Genomic DNA, 20,284 nt, shown 5'->3' with positions numbered 1-20,284 from the left:
ATTTAAATTCCAATGGTAAGAATTATTCGAATATAAACCGGAAGCTAAAAACAAAAAATAAAAAATAAAAAAGTTGTGAGGGCTATGCCTTTATTTTAAAGGTGAGCGCAAATATTTTTAAATCCATTGAACAATTTTGATGGCCATATACATACCCAGCATCACAATAGCCGGAGATAAATACCAGGCGGTATTGGCTCTGATGTAAACACTGCGCAGACTCTGAAATACGATGGTAATCATCAGGAAAAATGCGTAAATGCTGACAATGGAAGACCAGCTGCCTGAAAAGAAAGACCCAAATCCGCCCATAAAGTTATAGCCGGAGAAAAACAGGTTTAGAATACTGATGACAATCAATAATACCAAAAGAGGCAATGCGCATAGCGCTCCCGTAAAAAGCTCATTTTGGAAATCTGTCTGCTTATGATGAATCTTTTTAATGCACCAGGTTAACAGCCCGATAAATATAAGACCTATCATAACGGCAATGCCGATTTGAACAAAGAAGCGGAAGCCTAAAAATCTTCTGGCGGCGCCGACCATCAAATAGGGCAAAAACGTATATAATATACCGGCTAAAAGAATCAGCACAACAGATTTTACCTGAGGGTCAGATTGTTTAAATTCCTGGTTCAGTTCCAAAGGCTGGAAAAATACTTTTTTAATTAAGGGGCCAATCCCTTCTGCCAGGAATTTTTTGGCAGCTTCTTTGGACTCCTTAAAATCTGTAGGCTGCTCCTTATGTGCATTTGTTTCCATGATGCCAGGTTTTAGGTGAATGATGGTGAAACAAAACTGTACTCCCGTGAAATTAATTCAATTTTGAAAAAATAGAGCAAGAGGTTTCGCACAGGATGTGGATTACTGTCTGATTTATAGCTATATCGACCTATCATTTTTACCCATTTGTGAAAGGTACAGTTTACGTGTTTTGAAATGATTAATATGTAATCATTTGTAAAATAGTAAATTGTGTTTTTTGTATGGGCTAAAATCTATCTTTTACATTGCGCGTCCCTGCCTCTTGTAAATATATTTCACCCAGGAGGCTACAAAAAAATAAGCGTTATGGCTGAGTAGGAACCAGGTTCCCTCAGCCATAACGCTCAAATACCAGGAGTCGCATTTTGGATCAGATGATTCATTTCCGGAATGCGAAATAGCCATTTAGAAAATAAGAGACATGGTCAACCACGGCTACCGCCGCCATAGCATGGCTATGAGATGCAGCTAAGACTCTCACCTTGCCGCTTCACTTTATGCTTTGCTTTATAGAGCTAAATGCAAACTGATAGTTGCCTTTTTCAGGGCTAAGCGGATAACAGCGGTTTAACAATGTCTTCTTCAACCTCAAATATGGCGGCTATTGAAGCGGCAGATTGTTTAAACTCTTTTGGACAATGTTCAATAAAATTTTTAATAGCTATAAGCATCCCTTCAGCTCTTCCCTCAGCTCTTGCTTCGGCTCTTGCTTCAGCTCTTCCCTCAGCTCTTCCTATTGCTCTGGCCATTTTTTCCCGATCTTCATTGTGGAGCTCTGTGAGAAAGTCCATTAATTCTTCCATTGTGTCTGTATTTAACAGGTTCCTGATTATATAATTTTTTCTATATAACCTTAAACCCAAGCTGATGATTGTCTTTTTCCGGGTTAAGCGGATATCAGCGGTTTAACAATGTCTTCTTCAACCCCAAATATGGCGGCTATTGAAGCGGCAGATTTCTCAAAATCCGTAGGAAAATTTTTGATAAAATTTTTAATTGCTGTAAGTTCCCCTTCGACTTTCCCTTCAGCTTTCCCTTCGACCTTACCTTCAGCTCTTCCTTCGGCTCTCCCTTCAACTCTTCCTTCAGACCTTCCTTTGTCTCTGGCTCTTTGTTCCCGGTCTCCATTGTGGAGTTCTGTAAAAAAGTCCATTAATTCTTCCATTTTACTTCTATTTAATTGTTCGGCAATTTCAATAACATTTTCAAAATATCCCTCTTTCATGAAATCTGGCATTTTGTCCAATTCGTGAAAGTTATTCAATAAAAAGGTCCATTTATAACGTTCAGATAAAGTATCCGGCCTTAATTTTTTTGCCTTTTTCAAATCCAGTAGCATTTTGAAGTCTTTACCCGTCAGTAAATCGCTGGGATCAGCTAAATTAACGGTAGCGTATTCATGTAAAAAATCCTCCGGTCCCTGCTTGTGTAATTGAAAATCTGCAATGCCAAGCACAAAGATGGCCACCTGGTCGAAATCCCATTTACTGCCGGGAACGGCAAGTGCCGTTCTGGCTTTAGCGTCATATAATGAAATCCGCTGGCTGTAAAACTGCTGGCGCTGTCTTTGCATTTCTGTCAGGAATACGGATCCGGTTTTAGGATCTTGCCAGACAACATCCGGATGGATACTTCTGGCGTCAAATGTACTTGGCGTTAACGGGGTGCTTAGCATCCTTAAATCGGTAAAGTTTATATGATGTCCCTAAAAGGCCTTGTGAAAGGGTATGACAACTTCATCTTTATACCGCGGATTACCCATTAGTAATTTGAAAATAAGATCTTTCTTGAGGTTTACAGGCTTCCCGTTCGCTAAGGACTGATCAGGGCTAAAAAGCTGGGCTCCTTTTTGCTTACCAGGTTGCCAACTTTCCCTGCTTTCCGCCACTTCGTGGCTGGTCAGGTTGCCCCACCGGTCCACAAACATCTCATATGGCTTGGATTTAGCCTGCAAATTTGAAAAAGGGAGGTGTTCCATTATTCAGGAAATTTGTCCAAATACTAATATACTGCTTTAGTATTCAGTGGTTAAAAAATGATATTCTGGCAATGGTAGGTTCAATACAAACAGCAGGTCATCAAAAATTTTAATTCTTAATACTTAGCTGCCAAGACAAAGGTAAATTTAAATTTTGATATAAAACTAAAAAATAGAAAATTATTTTAAAAAATAAATAAAATTATTAGCAACGCTTAAGCGTTATTATTCTAACTGCCCTTGTTTAGGTCGCAGTATGTTCTCAGCCAATAAAAAATCAGTCCCTAGAACAAGGCGATGGCGGTTCGTCATCCTCCCAATAATTACAATGATGACAGTAGCTTTTCGGGACATGACACGCTCTTTATCCGGTTTTTTGGAATTAAAAAGGGACTAACCATTTAATTAAATAGCCAGTCCCTTCGCTTGCATCGTAACTAAAACTGTATGTCGAATTGTACTTTTTTAAAACAAATATGGTAAGCGCTTAATGCATGCTTTGGCCGGTTGGATGGACATACAGGCTGATGTCCGTCGCGTCAATTAATCGCAGCCCGTCTTCAATAAGTTTAGTGAGACCGGGCTCGGTTGCCAACTTTTGCTCCAGATAAGTCCGTATTTCTTTTGCCTGCTCACCCAGCACTTCATGATGGGTCATGAGTTCTAATATTTCAAGGGGACCCAGCCAGTCTTCGGGATGGTTGTCGCGTAGCTCCACCCAGATGCCGGTTGATTGAGCTATACTGGCGTTTGTGGCTTCGTCTGCCCGCTCTGACAGATTATTTCTGATGGCTCTGATCTGACCGTAACAGTTTTGTTTGGCCTTTGTCTTTTCATCATACTGGATCTTGGGTTCCTCTGATGGAGCAGTAACATTCAATGGGTAATTCTTCTTATCTGCATGTCCATTAAATACAGAAATAATCTTTTCACCTATCGCCAAATCATAATTTCCCCAGGAGGGCTCAAAAATTATTTTATGATGCAGCCGGTCGGTAACTGTGCAGTTTTTAAAATGGATGAGCAGGTTTTTGCCTTCTTTGGTCGTAATACCCACCACCTCGCCTGAGACTTCGATACCCGATTCAAAACTAAGCGAAGTTTTATTTCCCGGAAAAACACCCATTTTTTTTAGCGTCAACGCATCCGCATTTTCCAAACCAGACTGCAGGTTCTTGAGCCTGCCGACAGGTGAACTAAACCCATCCGGATGATGGGAACGGTCATGGCCTGCCAGCTCGTTTTCCTGAAAGCTGAGTGATACGGGCCCTGTCAGCCGGATAAAAACCGGTTGCGGGGTATGCGACGCCTTATCAGTGGATGCCGGTAAATGCTGAGGGGCAGACCGGTCAGTATCGTCATGCCAGGCTTCACTGAAGATGCCACTGACCTGGAGGCCGGAACTGTAAACGGCCGTAGCGATGTTTTTGCTTTCAATGGCTTTATTCAGGCTAGGCAGACCGCCCACCCGGAAAGCCATCGTATCCGCAAAGGCTTCCAGGACGTCAATCAGGTTCTGAAAGGTAGGGGTGACAAATAGCTGCGGTTGCGCCTTCGTGATATCATAGGCCTGGTCGGCCGCCTGTAAGGTATACCATCTTTTTTCCACCTCGGGTTTCATACAGCTGACACTTTCTCCGATGGAGGAGAGCAGGCCCGCTCCATATATTTTCGGATCTTCCAAAGTGCCGATGAGCCCGTATTCAACGGACCACCAGTGGAGCCTGCTGAGTAAGGCCATCTCTGAGGGTGCGCCCAGATTTTTAAAACAAGCATCCAGATGTAGCTCCGCCTCCGCTATTTTCTGGGGCGCAGTTCCTGGCAGCTCCTTTAAAATAGACAGGGCTCTGATGGCATCATACAGCTCATAATCTTTGGCAGAGAACAAAGCCTTCGCACCGATGGCCCCAAAATAACTCAGGTAGTTATTGTAATCGGGATCCGCGATAATCGGAGCGTGCCCGGCGGATTCATGGATAATATCCGGGGTAGGGGTGTAGGCAATATGTTCCAGTTGCCTTATCTCTGCGGCAATCACAAGGACCTTGTATTCCTGGAACTCCATAAAGATGGCGGGCGGAATAAAACCGTCCACGGCCACAGCGCCCCAGCCGATGGCGGATAGATTATCATTCATGGTCTGCAGATCGGGAATATGCTCAATACTGAGACCTGCTCTTTCCAATCCTTTGATATAAGGATAATAAGCCACTTTTTTAAGATAACTGTAGTTCTGGCGCATGACATAGCGCCAGACAGCATGATCAATAGGCGTATACCTTTCATAATGCTGCGATACTATATATTGCCTTAAATGGGGCGGCAAACCAGCCACCTGGGGGTTATTAAAATCATTAAAAAGCATTCGGCTACCTTGTTTACGGATGGCAAGGTAATCATATTTTTATTAAATACGAACGTTTGTAAGTTAATAAATTTCCTTTATTTTTCAGGGAGGTATGGCATTTACGGAAAGCAGAGGGCTGGAGGGGATCCAAATAAAAAAGCAGGAGGCCTTTAAAGCGCTCCTGCTTGACTTAGTATTTTATAAATCGATGATCTATCCTTTAATCGCCTTGATGGCCTCTGTCAGCCGAGGTACCACTTCGAAGGCGTCCCCGATAATACCATAATCGGCTGCCTTAAAGAAGGGAGCTTCCGGATCTTTATTGATGACCACAATGGTTTTGCTTCTGTTGACACCGCCCAGGTGCTGGATGGCACCGGAGATGCCAATGGCAATATATAAATTAGGGGCAATCTGGATACCGGTTTGTCCCACATGCTCGTGGTGGGGTCTCCAGCCATCATCTGCCACAGGCCTGCTACAGGCGACAGCGCCATGTAATACATGTGCCAGATCCGTGATCAGGTTCCAGTTTTCAGGCCCTTTCAGACCGCGGCCGCCACTGACCACGATTTCTGCTTCCGTTAACGGAACTTCACCCTCTACTTTCTGTACACCGGTAATGGTTACCTTGCTTAGGTCAGGATGCAGGTCCAGCTGAGAGACGGTCGCCGTGCCGGCTGCTTTTTGGGCAGGATAGCTGTTACCGGTAAGCGTAATTACTTTTACAGGAGTATTGATTTTAACATGGGCAAAGGCCTTGCCGGAGAAGACAACTTTCTTAACAGTAAAGCCTGCCTCCGTATGTGTATCGGGCAGTGCTACCGCTGAACTCACCAGGCCGGCTTTTAGGCGAACGGCAACTCTGGGGGCCAGGGCAATTCCATTGGCATTGGCCGCGAAAATCACCACTTCTGCCGAAAGGGTGCCAGCGACTCCCGCTACGGTTTTGGCCAGCGCCTGTGCGTCTGCCTTATCAAAGGCTTCATCGGCTGCCTGATGGACAGCAGAAAGACCATAGGCACCCAGACCGGCTAAATCTTCATTGACTTTGCCTAAAACGATGGCTTCCGCCGTCGTGTTTAAATTTTTTGCAAGTGCAGCACCATAGCTGATGGCTTCCAGTGCTGATTTTTTAATCTGACCATCGGCGTGGTCAATATATATTAAAATTGACATGTTGTTTAATTCGTATTGATATTATGAATGTGCAATTATGCAAATCGGATCCCAAGGGAACGCGCTTGCAGTCAATAAAACCCAGGCTTAAAATACTTTTGCCTCTTCGTGGAGCAGACGGGCCAGTTCAGCTTCCTGTCCTGCTTCAATCATTTTGACACCGGTTTTAGCGGCCGGTAATTCAAAACTGACGGCTTCCGTTAACCGGTCAACGGCTACTGGTTCAACTACTTTAATGGTTTTAGAACGGGCCGCGATCACGTTACGGATACCAGCCATACGTTGTTTGGCCATTCCCTTCGCACAACTGATCAGTACCGGAAAGGCTACCTCTTCGGTCTGTTCACCGCCTTCGATTTCTTTTACCACAACGGCTTTGCCATTTTCTACAGTCAGCTTGGTGGCTACCGGGATACAGGGGATGTCCAGCAGTTCTGCCAGCATGCCCGGAACAGCGCCATCATTAAAATCAATGGTTTCTTTTCCTGTCAGGATCAGATCATAGGCGCCTTCTCTAGCCACAGCTGCCAGCTGGCTGGCAACGCTGAAACTGTCGGTAGGTTTTATATTCACCCGGATGGCTTCATCGCCGCCCAGTGCGAGGGCCTTGCGTAAAATAACATCGGCTCCGCTATCATCCACGCTTACCAGGTGAATGATGGTATCCGGAGCTGCTTCTTTCAATTCGATTGCACGCACCAGTGCATACCACTCATCGTATGGATTGACAATCCATTGAACGCCGTCTTCATTAAAAGCGGTGTTATTATCCTTAAAGGTTATTTTGGCGGTTGTATCGGGTGCCTTGCTTACCGCAACTAAAATTTTCATGTAGATAAAGAACTATTTATTAGAAAAAATGTTAAAATGATGGTTCCAAATATAGTACAAAACTACTATTTAGACTTACGAATTCCGCAAATATTCGCCCCGGCACGCTAATTTTGTCTCATGGACAGAATGGAACAACTCCGGGAGCTGTTAAATCAGAGCCCTAAAGACAGTTTTTTAAGACATGCTTTAGCGCTTGAGCAGGAAAAAGCAGGGGCGCTGCAAACCGCCATCCGGACCTTTGAGGAGCTGTTAGCGGATGATCCGGCCTATGTCGGTTCTTACTATCAGTTGGGTCGGCTGCTGGAAAAGATCGGGCAACCGGATCAGGCCATCGCGTGCTATGAAAACGGGCTGATGTATGCCCGAAAGGCAGGGGAAAAAAGGGCGCAAAACGAATTGCAAAGCGCGCTGGATGAGTTGTTGTACGATTAAGTCTTATCTTAAGTTGTTGATTTTTAAATATTTAATCAATTATTGTGGTTAGGCCGGCTATTTTTTGAATGTTTTATTGCTCAAAATTATTTGTTCATTAGAAATTATTGTAAATTGAGCATACATAAAATTCAATAGCTATGATTAAAATTCAGGAACTTAAACAGGGTGATTTTGTAATAGCCGTATATGAAGAAATGGAAAGAAGAGGCGTCGTTGCAGAAACCGCCCCTGATGAGAAAAAAGTGCGTGTTATTACAGAAAACGGAAAACAGGACTTTTGGTATGATGTGGAAAATGTATTTGGGATCGCGCTCTCAGACGCAGAAATGGGCCGGTTCGGTTTTGACCGGGAGCTTTTGTCTGACGGTGCGGTTAAATACAAGAAAAATGCTTTCAGGCTGGTTATTCCCAGAGAAAATGATTTCTCTGCCGTAGAAATGTGGTACAGGGAAGACATCCGTAAAAATCCGAATGTGCATTATGTGCATCAGTTGCAAAACCATTTTCATCAGATGACCAAGATCTATCTGGAGGAAGTGGTGAACGGGGCCGTGATTTAAGGACGGGGTCCTGCCCGCCGTCTGAACAGTTGCGCTACATAAAATAGTTGAAATGCTGTCTCTTAGAGACGGCATTTTTATTGACTCAAAGCGTTTGTTCCGTGCTGAGAGAGGAGCGCCAGTTCAGCCGCTGAGTATCCTTTTATTTGACCGTCCATCAAATATTAAAGGAAAATATCCTTATTTATCTGAACTTTAATGACCTAAGTTTTAATTTTTCTTCTATATAACGATCATTCATGAGTGAAAATGTATTAAGCATCCAACAACTGTCCAAAAGCTACGGGAGCCTGCAGGCACTAAGTGCCGTATCTTTTGATGTGCCCAAGGGGAGTATTTATGGTATATTAGGGCCTAACGGCAGCGGTAAAACGACCCTGCTGGGTATTTTGACCAATGTACTGCATGCGGATAGCGGTAAGTTTTCCTTATTTGATCAGGGGGATGCGGCCGACAACCGTAAACAGATCGGGACCTTACTGGAGACGCCTAATTTTTATCCCTATTTGTCTGCTTATAAAAATCTGGAAATCAGCGCAGCCATAAAAGGGGTTTCTACCATGCAGATCGATCCGGTATTAGACAGGGTAGGACTGCTGGCGCGCAAAAACAGCAAATTTAGTACCTTTTCCCTGGGCATGAAACAAAGGCTGGCCATTGGCGCCGCCTTACTAGGTGATCCCCAGATGCTGATTTTGGATGAACCGACCAATGGCCTGGATCCCAACGGGATTGCAGAGATCAGAAACCTGATTAAGGGGCTGGCCGTGGAGGGCAGGACCGTTGTAATGGCAAGTCATCTGTTGGATGAGGTAGAAAAGGTCTGTACCCATGTGGCCATTATTAAAAACGGCAAACTGCTGACCAGTGGCAGCGTATCGCAGGTGCTGGCCACAGGAGATGTTGTCGCACTGGGTGCGGCAGCTCTGGATAAACTCATGGGCATCTTAGGATTAATGCCCGGTTTTGTTTCTTATGAAAAAGCGGACAAACAAGTGCTCTTGCGTGCGGATCTGAGCGTCGTCAGTCTGGCGGACATCAATCAGTACTGCTTTGACCATGGGGTGGTGCTGGATCATCTGGTGCTGCAAAAAGCGTCACTGGAAGCCAGATTCCTGGAGATCACCCATTAGGGTAGCCGTTTTATTTCAAAGGTTTTACAAGGTACGCAATAGCGTTTTTACTTTAATTTTTACAACTTTTATATATGATGAAGAATCTGTCAATTGAATGGCTTAAATTAAAAAGTTACCGGACATTCTGGTGGCTGATGGGGCTGTTTATCCTTTGTCTGATCGGCAGCAATTACATTACCTATCAGTTAAAAATAGCCACTTCCTCCCAGAGTCACGGCACGCTGGATATTTTAATGGGCAGTCCCTTTGAATTTCCGGATGTATGGCAGACGGTCAGCTACGTCAGCAGTTATGTTTTGTTTTTGCCGGGCTTTCTGATGGTCATATTAATTACCAATGAATATAATTTCAGGACGCACCGTCAAAATATCATCGATGGGATGCGCAGGTCTGCATTCGCCCTGACTAAAATTCTGGTAGCCGTTCTGTTAAGTGTATTTGCCGCGGTACTGGTGTTTGCCATTACGGTTTTAACCGGACTTATTGCCGGCAGCAGCTTTAGCCTGACAGGATCCGTCTATCTGCTCTATTTTTTCTTACAGGCCCTGACCTATACGCTGGGCGGCCTCTTACTGGGTACCTTACTTAAAAAATCGGGCCTTTCCATTGCCCTTTATCTGATCTATATAGGCTTTATAAAAAATCTGCTGGCGCTGCTGCTGGATAAGTATGCCGGCGGAATCGGCAGTTACACGCCGGTAAAAAGTTCAGATGAGCTGATTCCCATGCCTTTTTTTAAAGCGGTGACCCATTCTCTGATCACACCACCAGACACCACCTGGCTGCTCATATTGACCCTTATTTATTTAGCCGGGTTTTACTGGCTTACGCTCTATCGCTATAAAACCCAGGATTTATAAAAACTGCTGTAAGGTTCTAAATAGGGAAGCTTTTTGATATTGTAGGACATATTTTGGTTGTTTTCTGAATGGAACAGCCAAAATATGCATAGTTTCTGCCAACTTTATTGCAGGTAAAATGAAGCAGGTGCTGTAATTTTATGCTTTGGCATTAAGGCCAATGTATGTACAGCAAATCTCAAACTATTACAGATCACTTATAATCCTATTATCATGGAACCGTCTACCCATTTGCGACAAAGCAACTGCAACCCAACCATAAAAAGAGGCCTCAGATGGCAGAAAAAAGCGGCCATAAAGCTGGGCCTGGGTGCATGCCTGTTGGCCGCTGCAGGCAGTGCGAGCGCGCAAAAAACAGTAACTACTGCGCCTCCTGCCCCGTACGGCGTGTTGCCCTCACAAAATCAACTCAACTGGCAGCAAAACAATCTGTATGCTTTTATTCACTTTGGCTTAAATACTTTTACGGACAAAGAATGGGGCTACGGGGATGAAGATCCGGCCTTATTTAATCCGCAGCATTTTGATGCGGACCAGATCGTGAAAAGCATCGCCCAGGGAGGGTTCAAGGCGGTGATACTGACCTGTAAGCATCACGACGGTTTTTGCCTGTGGCCTACTAAAACCACCACGCATAATATAACAAAAAGTCCATTCAGGAACGGTAAGGGAGATCTGGTCAGAGAAATTGAGCAGGCCTGCCGTAAATACGGCCTTAAGTTCGGTGTATATCTGTCACCCTGGGATAGAAATGCACCCAGTTATGGCTCGCAGCAGTATGTCGAGATGTACCGGGCACAGCTCACGGAACTGCTGACTCAGTATGGTGATATATTTGAGATCTGGCACGATGGCGCCAATGGCGGAGACGGGTATTATGGGGGTGCCAGAGAAAGGAGAAATATTGACCGGTCGACTTATTATAACTGGCCCAGCGTCTGGGCCCTGGAAAGAAAACTGCAGCCCAAGGCGCTTATATTCGGTGACATAGGAGCGGACCTGCGTTGGGTAGGTAATGAAAGAGGTTATGCGGGCGAGCCCTGCTGGCAGACCTTTACGCCGGTTTCCAACGAACCCGGTAAGGCGCCTTCCAATGGCACCATTAAAAGTGAACTCTCTACTAATGGCACCAGAAACGGCAAGTATTGGATGCCGGCCGAAGTGGACTTTTCTATCCGTCCGGGATGGTTCTGGCATGCCAGTCAGAATGATCAGGTCCGCACTGCGCTCAATCTCTGGGATCATTATTTTCTCTCTGCCGGCAGAGGAGCCTCCATGCTCTTAAATGTGCCTCCTGATAAGGATGGCCTGGTCTATAAAACGGATTCAATTGAACTTAAGTTATTCGGACAGCTATTAAAAGAAACCTTTGCAAAAGATCTGGCGAAAGGTGCCAGGGCTACCGCCACCAATATCCGCGGGGGTGATAAAAAGGATTTTGGTCCCCAGCATTTATTTGACGAGGATCAGTTTTCTTACTGGTCAACGGATGACAAGGTACATACGCCGGAAGTGACCGTGCAGTTAAAGGGAAAACAGACTTTTGATATTATCCGGCTGAAAGAAAATACCAAACTGGGACAGCGTATTGATTCCCTGCAGGTGGATGGCTGGCTGGACGGTAAATGGCAGCTAATAGCTGCCGCCAACTCCATTGGCTCCAATAAGCTGTTAAGGCTGCCGGCTAAGATCACCACGGACAAAATCAGGGTGCGGATAATCGCTGCTCCGGTTTGTCCTGCTTTGAGTGATATCAGTTTGTTTAACCAGTCTGCTTTGGTTGATCAGCTCCAACAACAGGCGCGCCAGCAGAAAAATACAGCTGCCGGCAATACCAAAGCTTCTGACTGGAAAGTAAGTAGTTTTCAGGATGCCAAAGCCTCTTTAGCCACGGATCTGGATCCTGCTACGGTCTGGCAGGCTGCGGATCAGACGGGTCAGCTGACCGTGGAGGCCGGTAAGGTAAGATCCGTATTAGGCATTCAGTATTTACCCGCTTCTAACAGTAAGGGTGCCATAGATAAATACAGCGTCTCGGTCAGTACGGATGGTAAAGACTGGCACCAGGTAGCCAGCGGAGAATTTTCCAATATTCTGGCGAGTCCGGTACTGCAATCCGTTCATTTTACAACGCCTGTGGCAGCCAGGTTTATCCGGCTGGAAGCCCTGCATACAGCGGACGGCAAACCGGCAGCTATCGCGGAACTTAGCGTACTGGAATAATCCTATTGTAATCTATCCAGGCAGCATAAGGCTTACCATAGGGGCCGGGTGAAGTCTTATGCTGCTTTTTGTTGAACCGGTTTGTGTGGAATTGAATAAGGGGCCTAGGTTGCTTAAAATATAAAACTTGAAATTGAGCCAGATACGTTTTTCCCGTCGCGCCGTTTGCATTTTCCTGCTGTTGATATCAGTCGCACGTACATCAGGCAGGAGTATGGACCCGCAAGAGGCATCCAGGCTGTCAATGACTATGGTTGCCGGCCCTAATATCGTTCCGGTGCCTTATAGGGTGCAGGTGGGCGAAGGATATTTTTTGACGCCTGATCATTACATAATTAAGACCAGTGGCATAAACCCTAAAGACCAAAGCAAAGCCGTGGCTGTGCTGGTAACTCAAATAGAGACGTTTATAAAGACCAGGCTTCATGCCACCCTTCGTAAAGCAACTAAAGGTCAGCCGGGGCTTACGAATACGGATAACACCGCAGCAATAATCTTACGCTTAGCGCCCCTGCTACCGGCAGAGCAGTCATCAGATACTTTGAAAAACAAGCGCATTGAACCAGGGCTTTTGCATTGGCAGGGTTACAGGCTGCGGATAAAAGGTCAGCAATTGCTGCTGGAAGCTGAGAGCGTGCAAGGGCTTTTCTATGGATGGCAGAGCCTGCAACAGTTGCTACTCCAAGCAAGTCTTACAGGAAGCAGGCAAATAGCAGCGGTAGACATACTGGATTATCCCAGATACGGCTTCAGGGCGCTGATGCTGGATCCGGCCCGGCATTTTTTACCGGTGGAGGATATAAAGCAGTATATCAGGACCATGGCTTTTTATAAATACAACTATCTGCATCTGCACCTGACCGATGATCAGGGCTGGCGGGTTCAGATTAAAGCCTTCCCCGGCCTCACCAGGCAGGGGGCCCTGGTTAAGACTGCTGACGGGCGCACGCAGCCGCTTTATTATACCCAGGATGAATTAAAAGATTTAGTGGCCTTCGCCGCTAAATATTATGTACAGCTGATCCCTGAAATCGATATACCGGGCCATAATACGGCCTTACTTACCGTCATGCCCCATCTGGCCTGTTTTCCAAGGACTTTTACCTTAAGGACAGAACCGGGCGTTTCCAAAGACATCCTGGACGCTTCCAACCCGAAGGTATATGCGGTGTACGAAAGGATTTTCAAAGAAGTCGCGGGCATTTTTCCCTGCACTTATTTCCATCTGGGGGGCGATGAAGCGCCGCTGGATACCTGGGAGCAGTCGGCCCGCTGCCAGACGCTCATTGCTCAAAAAGGGCTTAAAGATGCAAGAGGGTTAATGGCCTATTTTTTAAAGAGAAATGCGGCCGTGGTACAAAAGCTGGGTAAAACCCCGCTGTTCTGGTATGAACTGGATGTGCCCGGCTATCCGGAAAACAGCATCGCCTATTTTTGGCGCATGGGGTTGTCTAAGCAGGTCATCCGTAAAGCCGCCGGGCAGTCAAAGCGCCTGATAGGGGCTCCGGGAGAACATGCTTACTTTGATTATCCCATGAAGGCCTCTGAACATCCCTACGCGGACTGGATGCCGGTTACTTCTTTAAAGGATGTCTACCAGTTCAACCCCGGGTATGATTTTAATGATTCCATAAGTGCACTTGTCATGGGTGTGGAAGCTACCGTCTGGGGTGAATATGTCCCCAGCCTGGCTATTGCCAATCTCAGGACTTATCCGAGGGCCCTGGCCATGGCAGAAGCAGGCTGGTCTTTTATGGAAAACCGTGGCTGGGAGGCTTTTAAAAAAAGGGTGCAGGTGCAGTTGGGCCTGTTGAAAATACTGGGGGTAGATTTTGAAAATCCTGATCTGACCCTTTAAAAATAAATCTTTCAAAGGCATATAAATCCTAAGTGTCCGGAGCTGTAAGCCGGCAGTAACTTTTTAAGGCGGGGATCACTATTGCTATATCAATAAAATCCCCTAGCTTGCTGGTGGTAATTTAATGCGGCTGGGTCTTTGATGATGAATCCATCAGAGGCGGCAGTAAATTAAGACCAACCAATAAACGATCAGCATATCGATCATTCTTGTAATTTTGTTTTATGGAGATTACCCTAGATAAAATCATACCCATTCCGCTGAAGGAAAACCTGGAAAAGCGGCCTTCGGAGGTCTGGCACAGTAATATCCGGTTTAAGACCGGAGAAAAAGTAAAAATAAAGGCACCCAGTGGAACAGGCAAGACCACTTTGGTGCATTTTTTATATGGACTGCGTTCTGATTATACAGGCACGCTGAACTGGGACGGTAAGGCTTTAAACCATTTAAAGCCGGACCAGAAAGCCGGTTACCGACAAAAAGAAATCAGTGTTGTTTTTCAGGATCTACGGCTTTTTTCACAACTGACGGCCAGAGAAAATATTGAACTAAACCGCGTGCTGCAGGAACCCTATTATCCGGCCACGGTGATTGACGAGATGGCCGCCGCCCTGCAGGTGGATCATATTTTAGATCAGGCTGCCGGCATCTGCAGCTATGGGGAACAACAGCGTATTGCGATTATCAGAGCCCTGGTACAGCCTTTCAGTTTACTGATTATGGATGAGCCCTTCAGTCATCTGGATCTAAATAATACAAAAAAAGCGGCCGCTTTAATTGACAGGGAATGCGACAAGCGGGGCGCTGGATTTGTACTTACCGATCTGGATGAAGATCAGTTTTTTAATTACACCACTTATTTGACCCTTTAGTACGCTTCTTACTATGCTTAATATATTACTCAAAAAGATTATAAAAAAAGGTGCCGGAAGGGTTCGGTATGTACTGGCCATGGTGGGGCTGACAGTAGCACTGCTACTGATTCTGGCAGCCATTCAGTTGCAGGCCAATTATCAGCAGCTGCTGCATGGCAATAACGCGCAGGATAGTATTGCCAATTTTCTGGTGATCAATAAGGAAGTGACCGCGCAAAATGCCGGCAATACCAACCTGACGGATGAAGATATTGCGGATCTGAAAAAGCAGCCTTTTATACAGGGAGTAGGGGTGGTAACTCCCAGCCGCTTTAAGGTTGCTGCCAGCGGCGGCAGCGCACTGCCATTTTATACGGATATGTTTTTTGAAAGTGTGCCGGACCAGTTTTTGGACATATCGGATAAAGACTGGAAATGGGATGATAACAGCCAGTATATTCCCATTGTAATCCCCAACCAGTTTTTAGATATGTATAATTTTGGGTTTGCCAAATCCCAGAATCTGCCTCAGCTTTCTCATGACCTGGTTAAAAGCATCCCTATTCAGATTGACATACAGACGCCGCAGGGACAAAAGTCCTTTTTAGCGAAAGTGGCAGGATTTAGTGACCGGATCTCTTCCATTCTGGTTCCCCAGGCTTTTATGGAGTGGGCCAACCAGAATTTTGCCACGCAGCCGCCTAAAGGGGCTTCCAGGGTCATTATTCGAACAGACGATCCCAGCAATCCGGCCTTAATTGCTTATCTGGACAGCCATCATCTTTCCACAGATATGGAAAAGACCCGGTTTAGTAAATATCGCCAGATTGTAGGTTTTGTCGTGCAGGTATCGGGTTTTACCGGGCTGGCCATGTTTCTTTTTGCCTTACTGATCTTTAGCCTGTTTATCGAACTGACCATTGCCAGCTGCAGGGAGGAGATACGTTTACTCGTAACGCTGGGAGCCGCGCCCGGGCAGCTGAGCCGTTTTTTAATGAAGACCTTTTATCCCTCTAATATTATTATAGCAGCCGTTGTACTGATCGTTCTATCTGTACTTCAATGGCTCTTGTCCGGCGTGCTGGCGCATGAATCCATGGTTATCAGTCCTTTTATTTCCATTTATACGATCTCAGGGGCCGTGATTGTGCTGCTGATTCTATGGTGGGTGCATATACGCACGATTAAAAGGCAGATTGCGGGAACTTAGGATAATGCGTAAGTTTCTTTTGGATTGTTATGTATTGAATATCAATATCTTGATCTATGATCTGAAATAGGAACGCCCGTCTGTCCGTCTGGCGGACAGGTCGTCTGATGGCACGCACAGCGTAGATTTTGAATGGTAATTTTGTGCAGCCCGGTCATGGGTATCAGTGAATTGTAGGGCTTAAAAAGCTGCAGATTGAAAAATTAAATATTATATTTGACGGGTTGTTTTGTGAACGGGCGTTCGTTTGATCTAATACAAACATACAAGGAGCCTTATAAAATGACACCAAACTTATAAACAATACAATGGCTAAACAACTAACGTTAGAGCAGATCCAGAATTTCAAGGGCAAGTACCCTAAACAGATCTGGTATATGTTTTTGGTGGAAATGTGGGAGCGTTTCTGCTTTTATGGTATGCGTGGCGTACTGACTATTTTTATGGTTGACCAGGTGACTGGCGGATTAGGGCTTTCCGAAAGGAGCGCTAATTTACAATATGGAACCATTCAGGCCTTTGTATATGCCTTTACTTTTGTCGGAGGTTTATTTGCAGATAAAATACTGGGCTTTAAAAGATCCCTTGTATTCGGTGCCCTTGTGATGATTGCGGGAAACTTTATTATTGCCTTTAATCCGCATACTTTCTTTTATATAGGTATCACCTTTAGTGTTATCGGGACCGGTTTTTTTAAACCCAATATCACCTCCATGGTAGGTTATCTGTATAAAGACGGCGACCACAGGCGGGACGCCGGGTTTAGCCTTTTTTATTCCGGCATCAACCTGGGTGCCTTGTTAGGAGGAGCGCTTTGTGTGTATCTGGGTAAATCCCCTGAATACGGATGGGCGTATGCCTTTATGGCGGCCGGCACTGTGATGATTATCGGGCTGGTCACCTTCCTGCTCACAAAAAAATATATTCAACCCATTGGTAATAAACCCGGCACGGAAGAAAACCTGCATATCGTTGAAATGGAACAAACCCAGCAGGTGGTGGAAGCCGATGTAAAACCGGTTAAACCGCAGGGTTGGTGGAAAGAATATCTGGTCTATTTAGGCGCACTTGCCAGTATCCCGATTATTTTGGTGCTGATCAAAAATGAGAATTTTACGACAGTATTTATGTATAGTCTGGCAGCAGTCGCGGTACTGTATTTTCTTTTCGAGTTATTCCGCCAAAAAGAGGTAGGGGCTAAATCCAAACTGATCGCTGCTTTTATTTTTATTTTCTTCTATTTTGTATTTGAGACCTTTTTTGAACAGGCAGGGGGATCTCTAGCAATTTTTGCCGACAAGAACCTGCACCATAGGATGCTTGGATTTTTAACCATTGATCCAAATATTGTCAACAACTCCGCCAATTCTTTCTTTGTTTGTATTTTCGGAGCATTAATGGGGCTGTTCTGGTTATGGCTGGCTAAAGGAAAGAAAGAGCCCAATACCATCAACAAGTTTGGTATTGCGTTTCTGTTAATGGCCTTATCCTATTATTTATTTTATTATCTGCGTTACACGGCCGACGATAAAGGGCTGACCTCTCTTGGCATTTTTACCCTGGCTTATTTTGTTATATCCATCGCCGAACTTTGTTTATCACCGATTGGCATGTCAATTGTAACGAAGCTGTCACCCAAGAAATTACAGGGTGTCATGATTGGGATGTGGTTTCTGGCGAGCGCTTACGGGCAGTATGGCGCCGGGTTGCTAGGGGCCAGCATGTCTGCAGCAGAGCCGGCCAAGGCGGCTCACCAGGCCACCGCCGCTGAGATTATCAAGCAGAACTTTGATCGTTTATATAGCTATACGGATGGATATAAACAAATGGCTATTTACTGTCTGGTCGCCGGTCTGTTGCTAATTATATGCGCCTCCCTGATTAAAAAATTAATGCGTGGCGTGCGCTAAACAACATTGAATGGTATTTAAAAGCAAAGTCGTTTTTGTCTTCTTATTGGTTTTTTGCGGAATTTTTTTGTCGGCACCGGTCATGGGGCAGAAAAAACTTATGGATAAACTCATCCATAAGTTTTTATCAAATGAAAAGGATACAGTCAAAAAAAATACCTTTTTCCCTTTCCCGGTAGCCTCCATGTCTCCGGAAACGGGATTAGAATATGGCGTAGCTGCGCTCTATTCATTTTATCTGGAAAAAGAGGATACGGCGACCAGGGTATCTACGATCAATATCATGGCTACCCATACTACGCACAATCAGTCTAAGGCTAAAATCGTGTCTGATGTCTGGAGCCGGGATAATCAGTATCATTATAGCTCAGAGCTCAGGTATTGGGATTTTCCCTACAGCTTTTATGGTATTGGTGCCAACACCTGGAAGTCAGACAAAGAATCTATCAATGAAAAAAGAGCCAGACTTACCTTAGCTGTCGACAAGCAATTAGCCAAAAACTATTACGCTGGCCTGGAGACGGGTTTTGAATATTTTAAAAATTCAGGTACCGATCCGGATGGCATTTATTCTGCCAACCAGTATTTTGGCAAATCAGGGGGTAAAAGAATTTATTTTGGCGTCAGGCAAAGCTATGACAGCCGGGATAAAGTGACTTATACGACCAAGGGGCTGTATGGGAATCTTCGGGCGGATTATACGCCGGGCTTCTTTTCCGGGGAGCAGTATACGGGTTGGCAGATGGCTTTTGATGGCCGTTATTTTACGCCCTTGACGGATAAGGTTGTTCTCGCGCTGAATGGTGTTTATGAAGGAATCTATGGCAGTCAGGTGCCTTTTTATATGATGAGCCAGCTGGGAGGAGAAAACACCATGCGCGGTTATTACCAGGGACGGTTCCGGGACAAGAATATGGCCACCATGCAGGCGGAGATTAAATACAGGTTTGTACCCCGTTTTGCCCTGGTTGGATTTGGTGGTGCAGGAACCGTATTTGGAGATCAGCCGCTGACCATTCACCATTTTAAACCAAACTATGGTGCGGGTATCCGTTATTTCTTTGACCTGAACAAAGACCTCTCTTTAAGAATTGATTATGGCTTCGGAGAAAAGCGTGCCGGAGAGGGAAGATTATCTGGATTTTATTTCTCTATGGATGAAGCATTTTAATGGCCTTGTGCTTATCTATTACTCCTTATTTAATCTTTCTGATCGACCAGGTCAGATACCAGGCTGTTGGCAGCAACATACAAAGCAATATGATCAGCAGTGTATAACCGCTTAGTGCTTTCTACTCCAAGCGCCAATTCAGAAAGCCCCTACTTCTCTTTACCGCACGCGCCGTTTGTCATTAACACTCCACTACCTGGTATTGACTGACCTCCCGTTTTTCAGATGAAAATGTGATGCCTACGGCCAGTTTCTTCCTGGCATCTGCTGCGTAAGGCTGCAGATACCCCTTGTCTTTGATCTGCTGCAGGGCTTCCTCAGCCGTACCGTCCAGTTTTAGTTCTATGACATAAATATAACGATCTGTCATGGCCAGAACATCACACCGCCCTTTTGCGCTGTGAACTTCGGTATGGACATCAATGCCGGCTAGTTTGAATGCAAGAAAGGTGACTACGGTAAAAATAGATTCCGTTCCGGCATTCCAATGATCATAGGGAATCGTGGCAACCAGGCTGTTTAGCTGGTTGACCAAACCTCCTATATCTCCATTTCTTAGCGCTTCTTTTATATTACTAATAACAGGCATTGAACCGGTCGGGTAAATTTCCCGGTAAGTGCTTAAGAGGCCATTAAGAAAGCTTTCTTTTACCTCCTCATTGGGGTACCCCAGCTCAATAACCTTACGATCAGCCGATGTCTTTTTAATGGTTAGATAACCCGTCTGAAATAATAACGGCCCAGGATCGGCATTGCTTATGTCAAAGGTGGCCAGATCTGAGCGCCCTATCCGCATCCCATCCACATCAAATAGCTTACTTTTCTTTAATAACTTAAATAAAAAAGTCGGTGTTCCTGTTGCATACCAATAATTGTCAAAAATTGGATCATCCATGAAATTAAGAACAGAAAATGGATTATATACCCAGGTTTTCATATTCCAGGTATACCCATTGTACCACTG

Annotated in this window: 18 protein-coding genes; 10 read left to right on the top strand and 8 right to left on the bottom strand. The window is 45.2% G+C overall.

All coding sequences use genetic code 11. The annotated features are described in order from the left end of the window. Positions 1-117: 117 nt before the first annotated feature. From BLU80_RS17020 to BLU80_RS16990, 7 genes are all read right to left on the bottom strand, one after another. The gene (locus tag BLU80_RS17020; protein ID WP_091400877.1) at positions 118-762 is read right to left on the bottom strand and encodes a hypothetical protein; all 645 of its coding nucleotides are present in this window, start codon (positions 760-762) and stop codon (positions 118-120) included. A 551-nt stretch (positions 763-1,313) separates the two neighbouring features. Beyond that, complete coding sequence (locus BLU80_RS17015; protein ID WP_091400876.1) at positions 1,314-1,568, bottom strand: hypothetical protein; 255 nt, start codon at positions 1,566-1,568, stop codon at positions 1,314-1,316. An 83-nt stretch (positions 1,569-1,651) separates the two neighbouring features. Further along, a complete protein-coding gene (locus tag BLU80_RS17010) occupies positions 1,652-2,440 on the bottom strand; it encodes a PD-(D/E)XK nuclease family transposase (RefSeq protein WP_091400874.1) in 789 nt (262 codons plus the stop codon). Positions 2,441-2,470: 30 nt separating this feature from the next. After that, positions 2,471-2,743, bottom strand: a complete 273-nt coding sequence (locus BLU80_RS17005) for a hypothetical protein (RefSeq protein ID WP_091400872.1) — start codon at positions 2,741-2,743, stop codon at positions 2,471-2,473. 487 nt (positions 2,744-3,230) lie between these two features. Continuing rightward, complete coding sequence (locus BLU80_RS17000; protein ID WP_091400870.1) at positions 3,231-5,108, bottom strand: aromatic amino acid hydroxylase; 1,878 nt, start codon at positions 5,106-5,108, stop codon at positions 3,231-3,233. Positions 5,109-5,303: 195 nt separating this feature from the next. After that, positions 5,304-6,269, bottom strand: coding sequence for an electron transfer flavoprotein subunit alpha/FixB family protein (locus BLU80_RS16995; RefSeq protein WP_091400868.1), 966 nt, complete (start codon positions 6,267-6,269; stop codon positions 5,304-5,306). An 87-nt stretch (positions 6,270-6,356) separates the two neighbouring features. Further along, on the bottom strand, positions 6,357-7,100 hold the full coding sequence (locus BLU80_RS16990) for an electron transfer flavoprotein subunit beta/FixA family protein (RefSeq protein ID WP_091400866.1): 744 nt from the start codon (positions 7,098-7,100) through the stop codon (positions 6,357-6,359). 120 nt (positions 7,101-7,220) lie between these two features. Between BLU80_RS16990 and BLU80_RS16985 the strand changes: the two genes are divergently transcribed. From BLU80_RS16985 to BLU80_RS16940, 10 genes are all read left to right on the top strand, one after another. After that, positions 7,221-7,535 carry a tetratricopeptide repeat protein gene (locus tag BLU80_RS16985; protein WP_091400865.1) on the top strand — a complete coding sequence of 105 codons (315 nt, stop codon included), beginning with the start codon at positions 7,221-7,223 and terminating at the stop codon, positions 7,533-7,535. A gap of 140 nt (positions 7,536-7,675) precedes the next feature. Continuing rightward, positions 7,676-8,098 carry a hypothetical protein gene (locus BLU80_RS16980; protein WP_091400863.1) on the top strand — a complete coding sequence of 141 codons (423 nt, stop codon included), beginning with the start codon at positions 7,676-7,678 and terminating at the stop codon, positions 8,096-8,098. A 239-nt stretch (positions 8,099-8,337) separates the two neighbouring features. Next, positions 8,338-9,231 carry an ABC transporter ATP-binding protein gene (locus BLU80_RS16975; protein ID WP_091400861.1) on the top strand — a complete coding sequence of 298 codons (894 nt, stop codon included), beginning with the start codon at positions 8,338-8,340 and terminating at the stop codon, positions 9,229-9,231. Between the two features lie 74 nt (positions 9,232-9,305). After that, a complete protein-coding gene (locus BLU80_RS16970; protein WP_091400860.1) occupies positions 9,306-10,094 on the top strand; it encodes an ABC transporter permease in 789 nt (262 codons plus the stop codon). A 213-nt stretch (positions 10,095-10,307) separates the two neighbouring features. Beyond that, positions 10,308-12,317: an alpha-L-fucosidase gene (locus BLU80_RS16965; protein ID WP_091400858.1), complete on the top strand. Its 2,010-nt coding sequence runs from the start codon at positions 10,308-10,310 to the stop codon at positions 12,315-12,317. A 214-nt stretch (positions 12,318-12,531) separates the two neighbouring features. After that, complete coding sequence (locus tag BLU80_RS16960) at positions 12,532-14,175, top strand: beta-N-acetylhexosaminidase (RefSeq protein WP_091400856.1); 1,644 nt, start codon at positions 12,532-12,534, stop codon at positions 14,173-14,175. 224 nt (positions 14,176-14,399) lie between these two features. Then, positions 14,400-15,047, top strand: coding sequence for an ATP-binding cassette domain-containing protein (locus tag BLU80_RS16955; RefSeq protein WP_091400854.1), 648 nt, complete (start codon positions 14,400-14,402; stop codon positions 15,045-15,047). A 13-nt stretch (positions 15,048-15,060) separates the two neighbouring features. Next, entirely contained in the window at positions 15,061-16,239 is a 1,179-nt protein-coding gene (locus tag BLU80_RS16950) for an ABC transporter permease family protein (protein ID WP_091400853.1), read from the top strand. 308 nt (positions 16,240-16,547) lie between these two features. Then, positions 16,548-18,149: a peptide MFS transporter gene (locus BLU80_RS16945; protein ID WP_091400851.1), complete on the top strand. Its 1,602-nt coding sequence runs from the start codon at positions 16,548-16,550 to the stop codon at positions 18,147-18,149. A gap of 100 nt (positions 18,150-18,249) precedes the next feature. Then, positions 18,250-19,320, top strand: coding sequence for a BamA/TamA family outer membrane protein (locus tag BLU80_RS16940; protein ID WP_139188189.1), 1,071 nt, complete (start codon positions 18,250-18,252; stop codon positions 19,318-19,320). A 181-nt stretch (positions 19,321-19,501) separates the two neighbouring features. On the opposite strand, the gene BLU80_RS16935 is transcribed toward BLU80_RS16940, so the two are convergent. Then, positions 19,502-20,284: PD-(D/E)XK nuclease domain-containing protein (locus tag BLU80_RS16935; RefSeq protein ID WP_170831275.1), on the bottom strand; the 783-nt coding region annotated here is incomplete at its 5' end.

Origin of the sequence: Arachidicoccus rhizosphaerae, from assembly GCF_900107765.1 — a bacterium.
GTDB lineage: Bacteria > Bacteroidota > Bacteroidia > Chitinophagales > Chitinophagaceae > Arachidicoccus > Arachidicoccus rhizosphaerae.
This window is presented reverse-complemented; position numbering and strand designations above follow the sequence as displayed.

Bases quoted from the DNA above. Each gene is read 5' to 3' on its own strand.
- BLU80_RS17005 (WP_091400872.1), bottom strand. From the start codon at position 2,743: ATGGAACACCTCCCTTTTTCAAATTTGCAGGCTAAATCCAAGCCATAT.
- BLU80_RS16995 (WP_091400868.1), bottom strand. From the start codon at position 6,269: ATGTCAATTTTAATATATATTGACCACGCCGATGGTCAGATTAAAAAA.
- BLU80_RS17010 (WP_091400874.1), bottom strand. From the start codon at position 2,440: ATGCTAAGCACCCCGTTAACGCCAAGTACATTTGACGCCAGAAGTATC.
- BLU80_RS16980 (WP_091400863.1), top strand. From the start codon at position 7,676: ATGATTAAAATTCAGGAACTTAAACAGGGTGATTTTGTAATAGCCGTA.
- BLU80_RS16940 (WP_139188189.1), top strand. From the start codon at position 18,250: ATGGATAAACTCATCCATAAGTTTTTATCAAATGAAAAGGATACAGTC.
- BLU80_RS17015 (WP_091400876.1), bottom strand. From the start codon at position 1,568: ATGGAAGAATTAATGGACTTTCTCACAGAGCTCCACAATGAAGATCGG.
- BLU80_RS16955 (WP_091400854.1), top strand. From the start codon at position 14,400: ATGGAGATTACCCTAGATAAAATCATACCCATTCCGCTGAAGGAAAAC.
- BLU80_RS16990 (WP_091400866.1), bottom strand. From the start codon at position 7,100: ATGAAAATTTTAGTTGCGGTAAGCAAGGCACCCGATACAACCGCCAAA.
- BLU80_RS16970 (WP_091400860.1), top strand. From the start codon at position 9,306: ATGATGAAGAATCTGTCAATTGAATGGCTTAAATTAAAAAGTTACCGG.
- BLU80_RS16985 (WP_091400865.1), top strand. From the start codon at position 7,221: ATGGACAGAATGGAACAACTCCGGGAGCTGTTAAATCAGAGCCCTAAA.
- BLU80_RS17020 (WP_091400877.1), bottom strand. From the start codon at position 762: ATGGAAACAAATGCACATAAGGAGCAGCCTACAGATTTTAAGGAGTCC.
- BLU80_RS16960 (WP_091400856.1), top strand. From the start codon at position 12,532: ATGGACCCGCAAGAGGCATCCAGGCTGTCAATGACTATGGTTGCCGGC.
- BLU80_RS16950 (WP_091400853.1), top strand. From the start codon at position 15,061: ATGCTTAATATATTACTCAAAAAGATTATAAAAAAAGGTGCCGGAAGG.
- BLU80_RS17000 (WP_091400870.1), bottom strand. From the start codon at position 5,108: ATGCTTTTTAATGATTTTAATAACCCCCAGGTGGCTGGTTTGCCGCCC.
- BLU80_RS16965 (WP_091400858.1), top strand. From the start codon at position 10,308: ATGGAACCGTCTACCCATTTGCGACAAAGCAACTGCAACCCAACCATA.
- BLU80_RS16945 (WP_091400851.1), top strand. From the start codon at position 16,548: ATGGCTAAACAACTAACGTTAGAGCAGATCCAGAATTTCAAGGGCAAG.
- BLU80_RS16975 (WP_091400861.1), top strand. From the start codon at position 8,338: ATGAGTGAAAATGTATTAAGCATCCAACAACTGTCCAAAAGCTACGGG.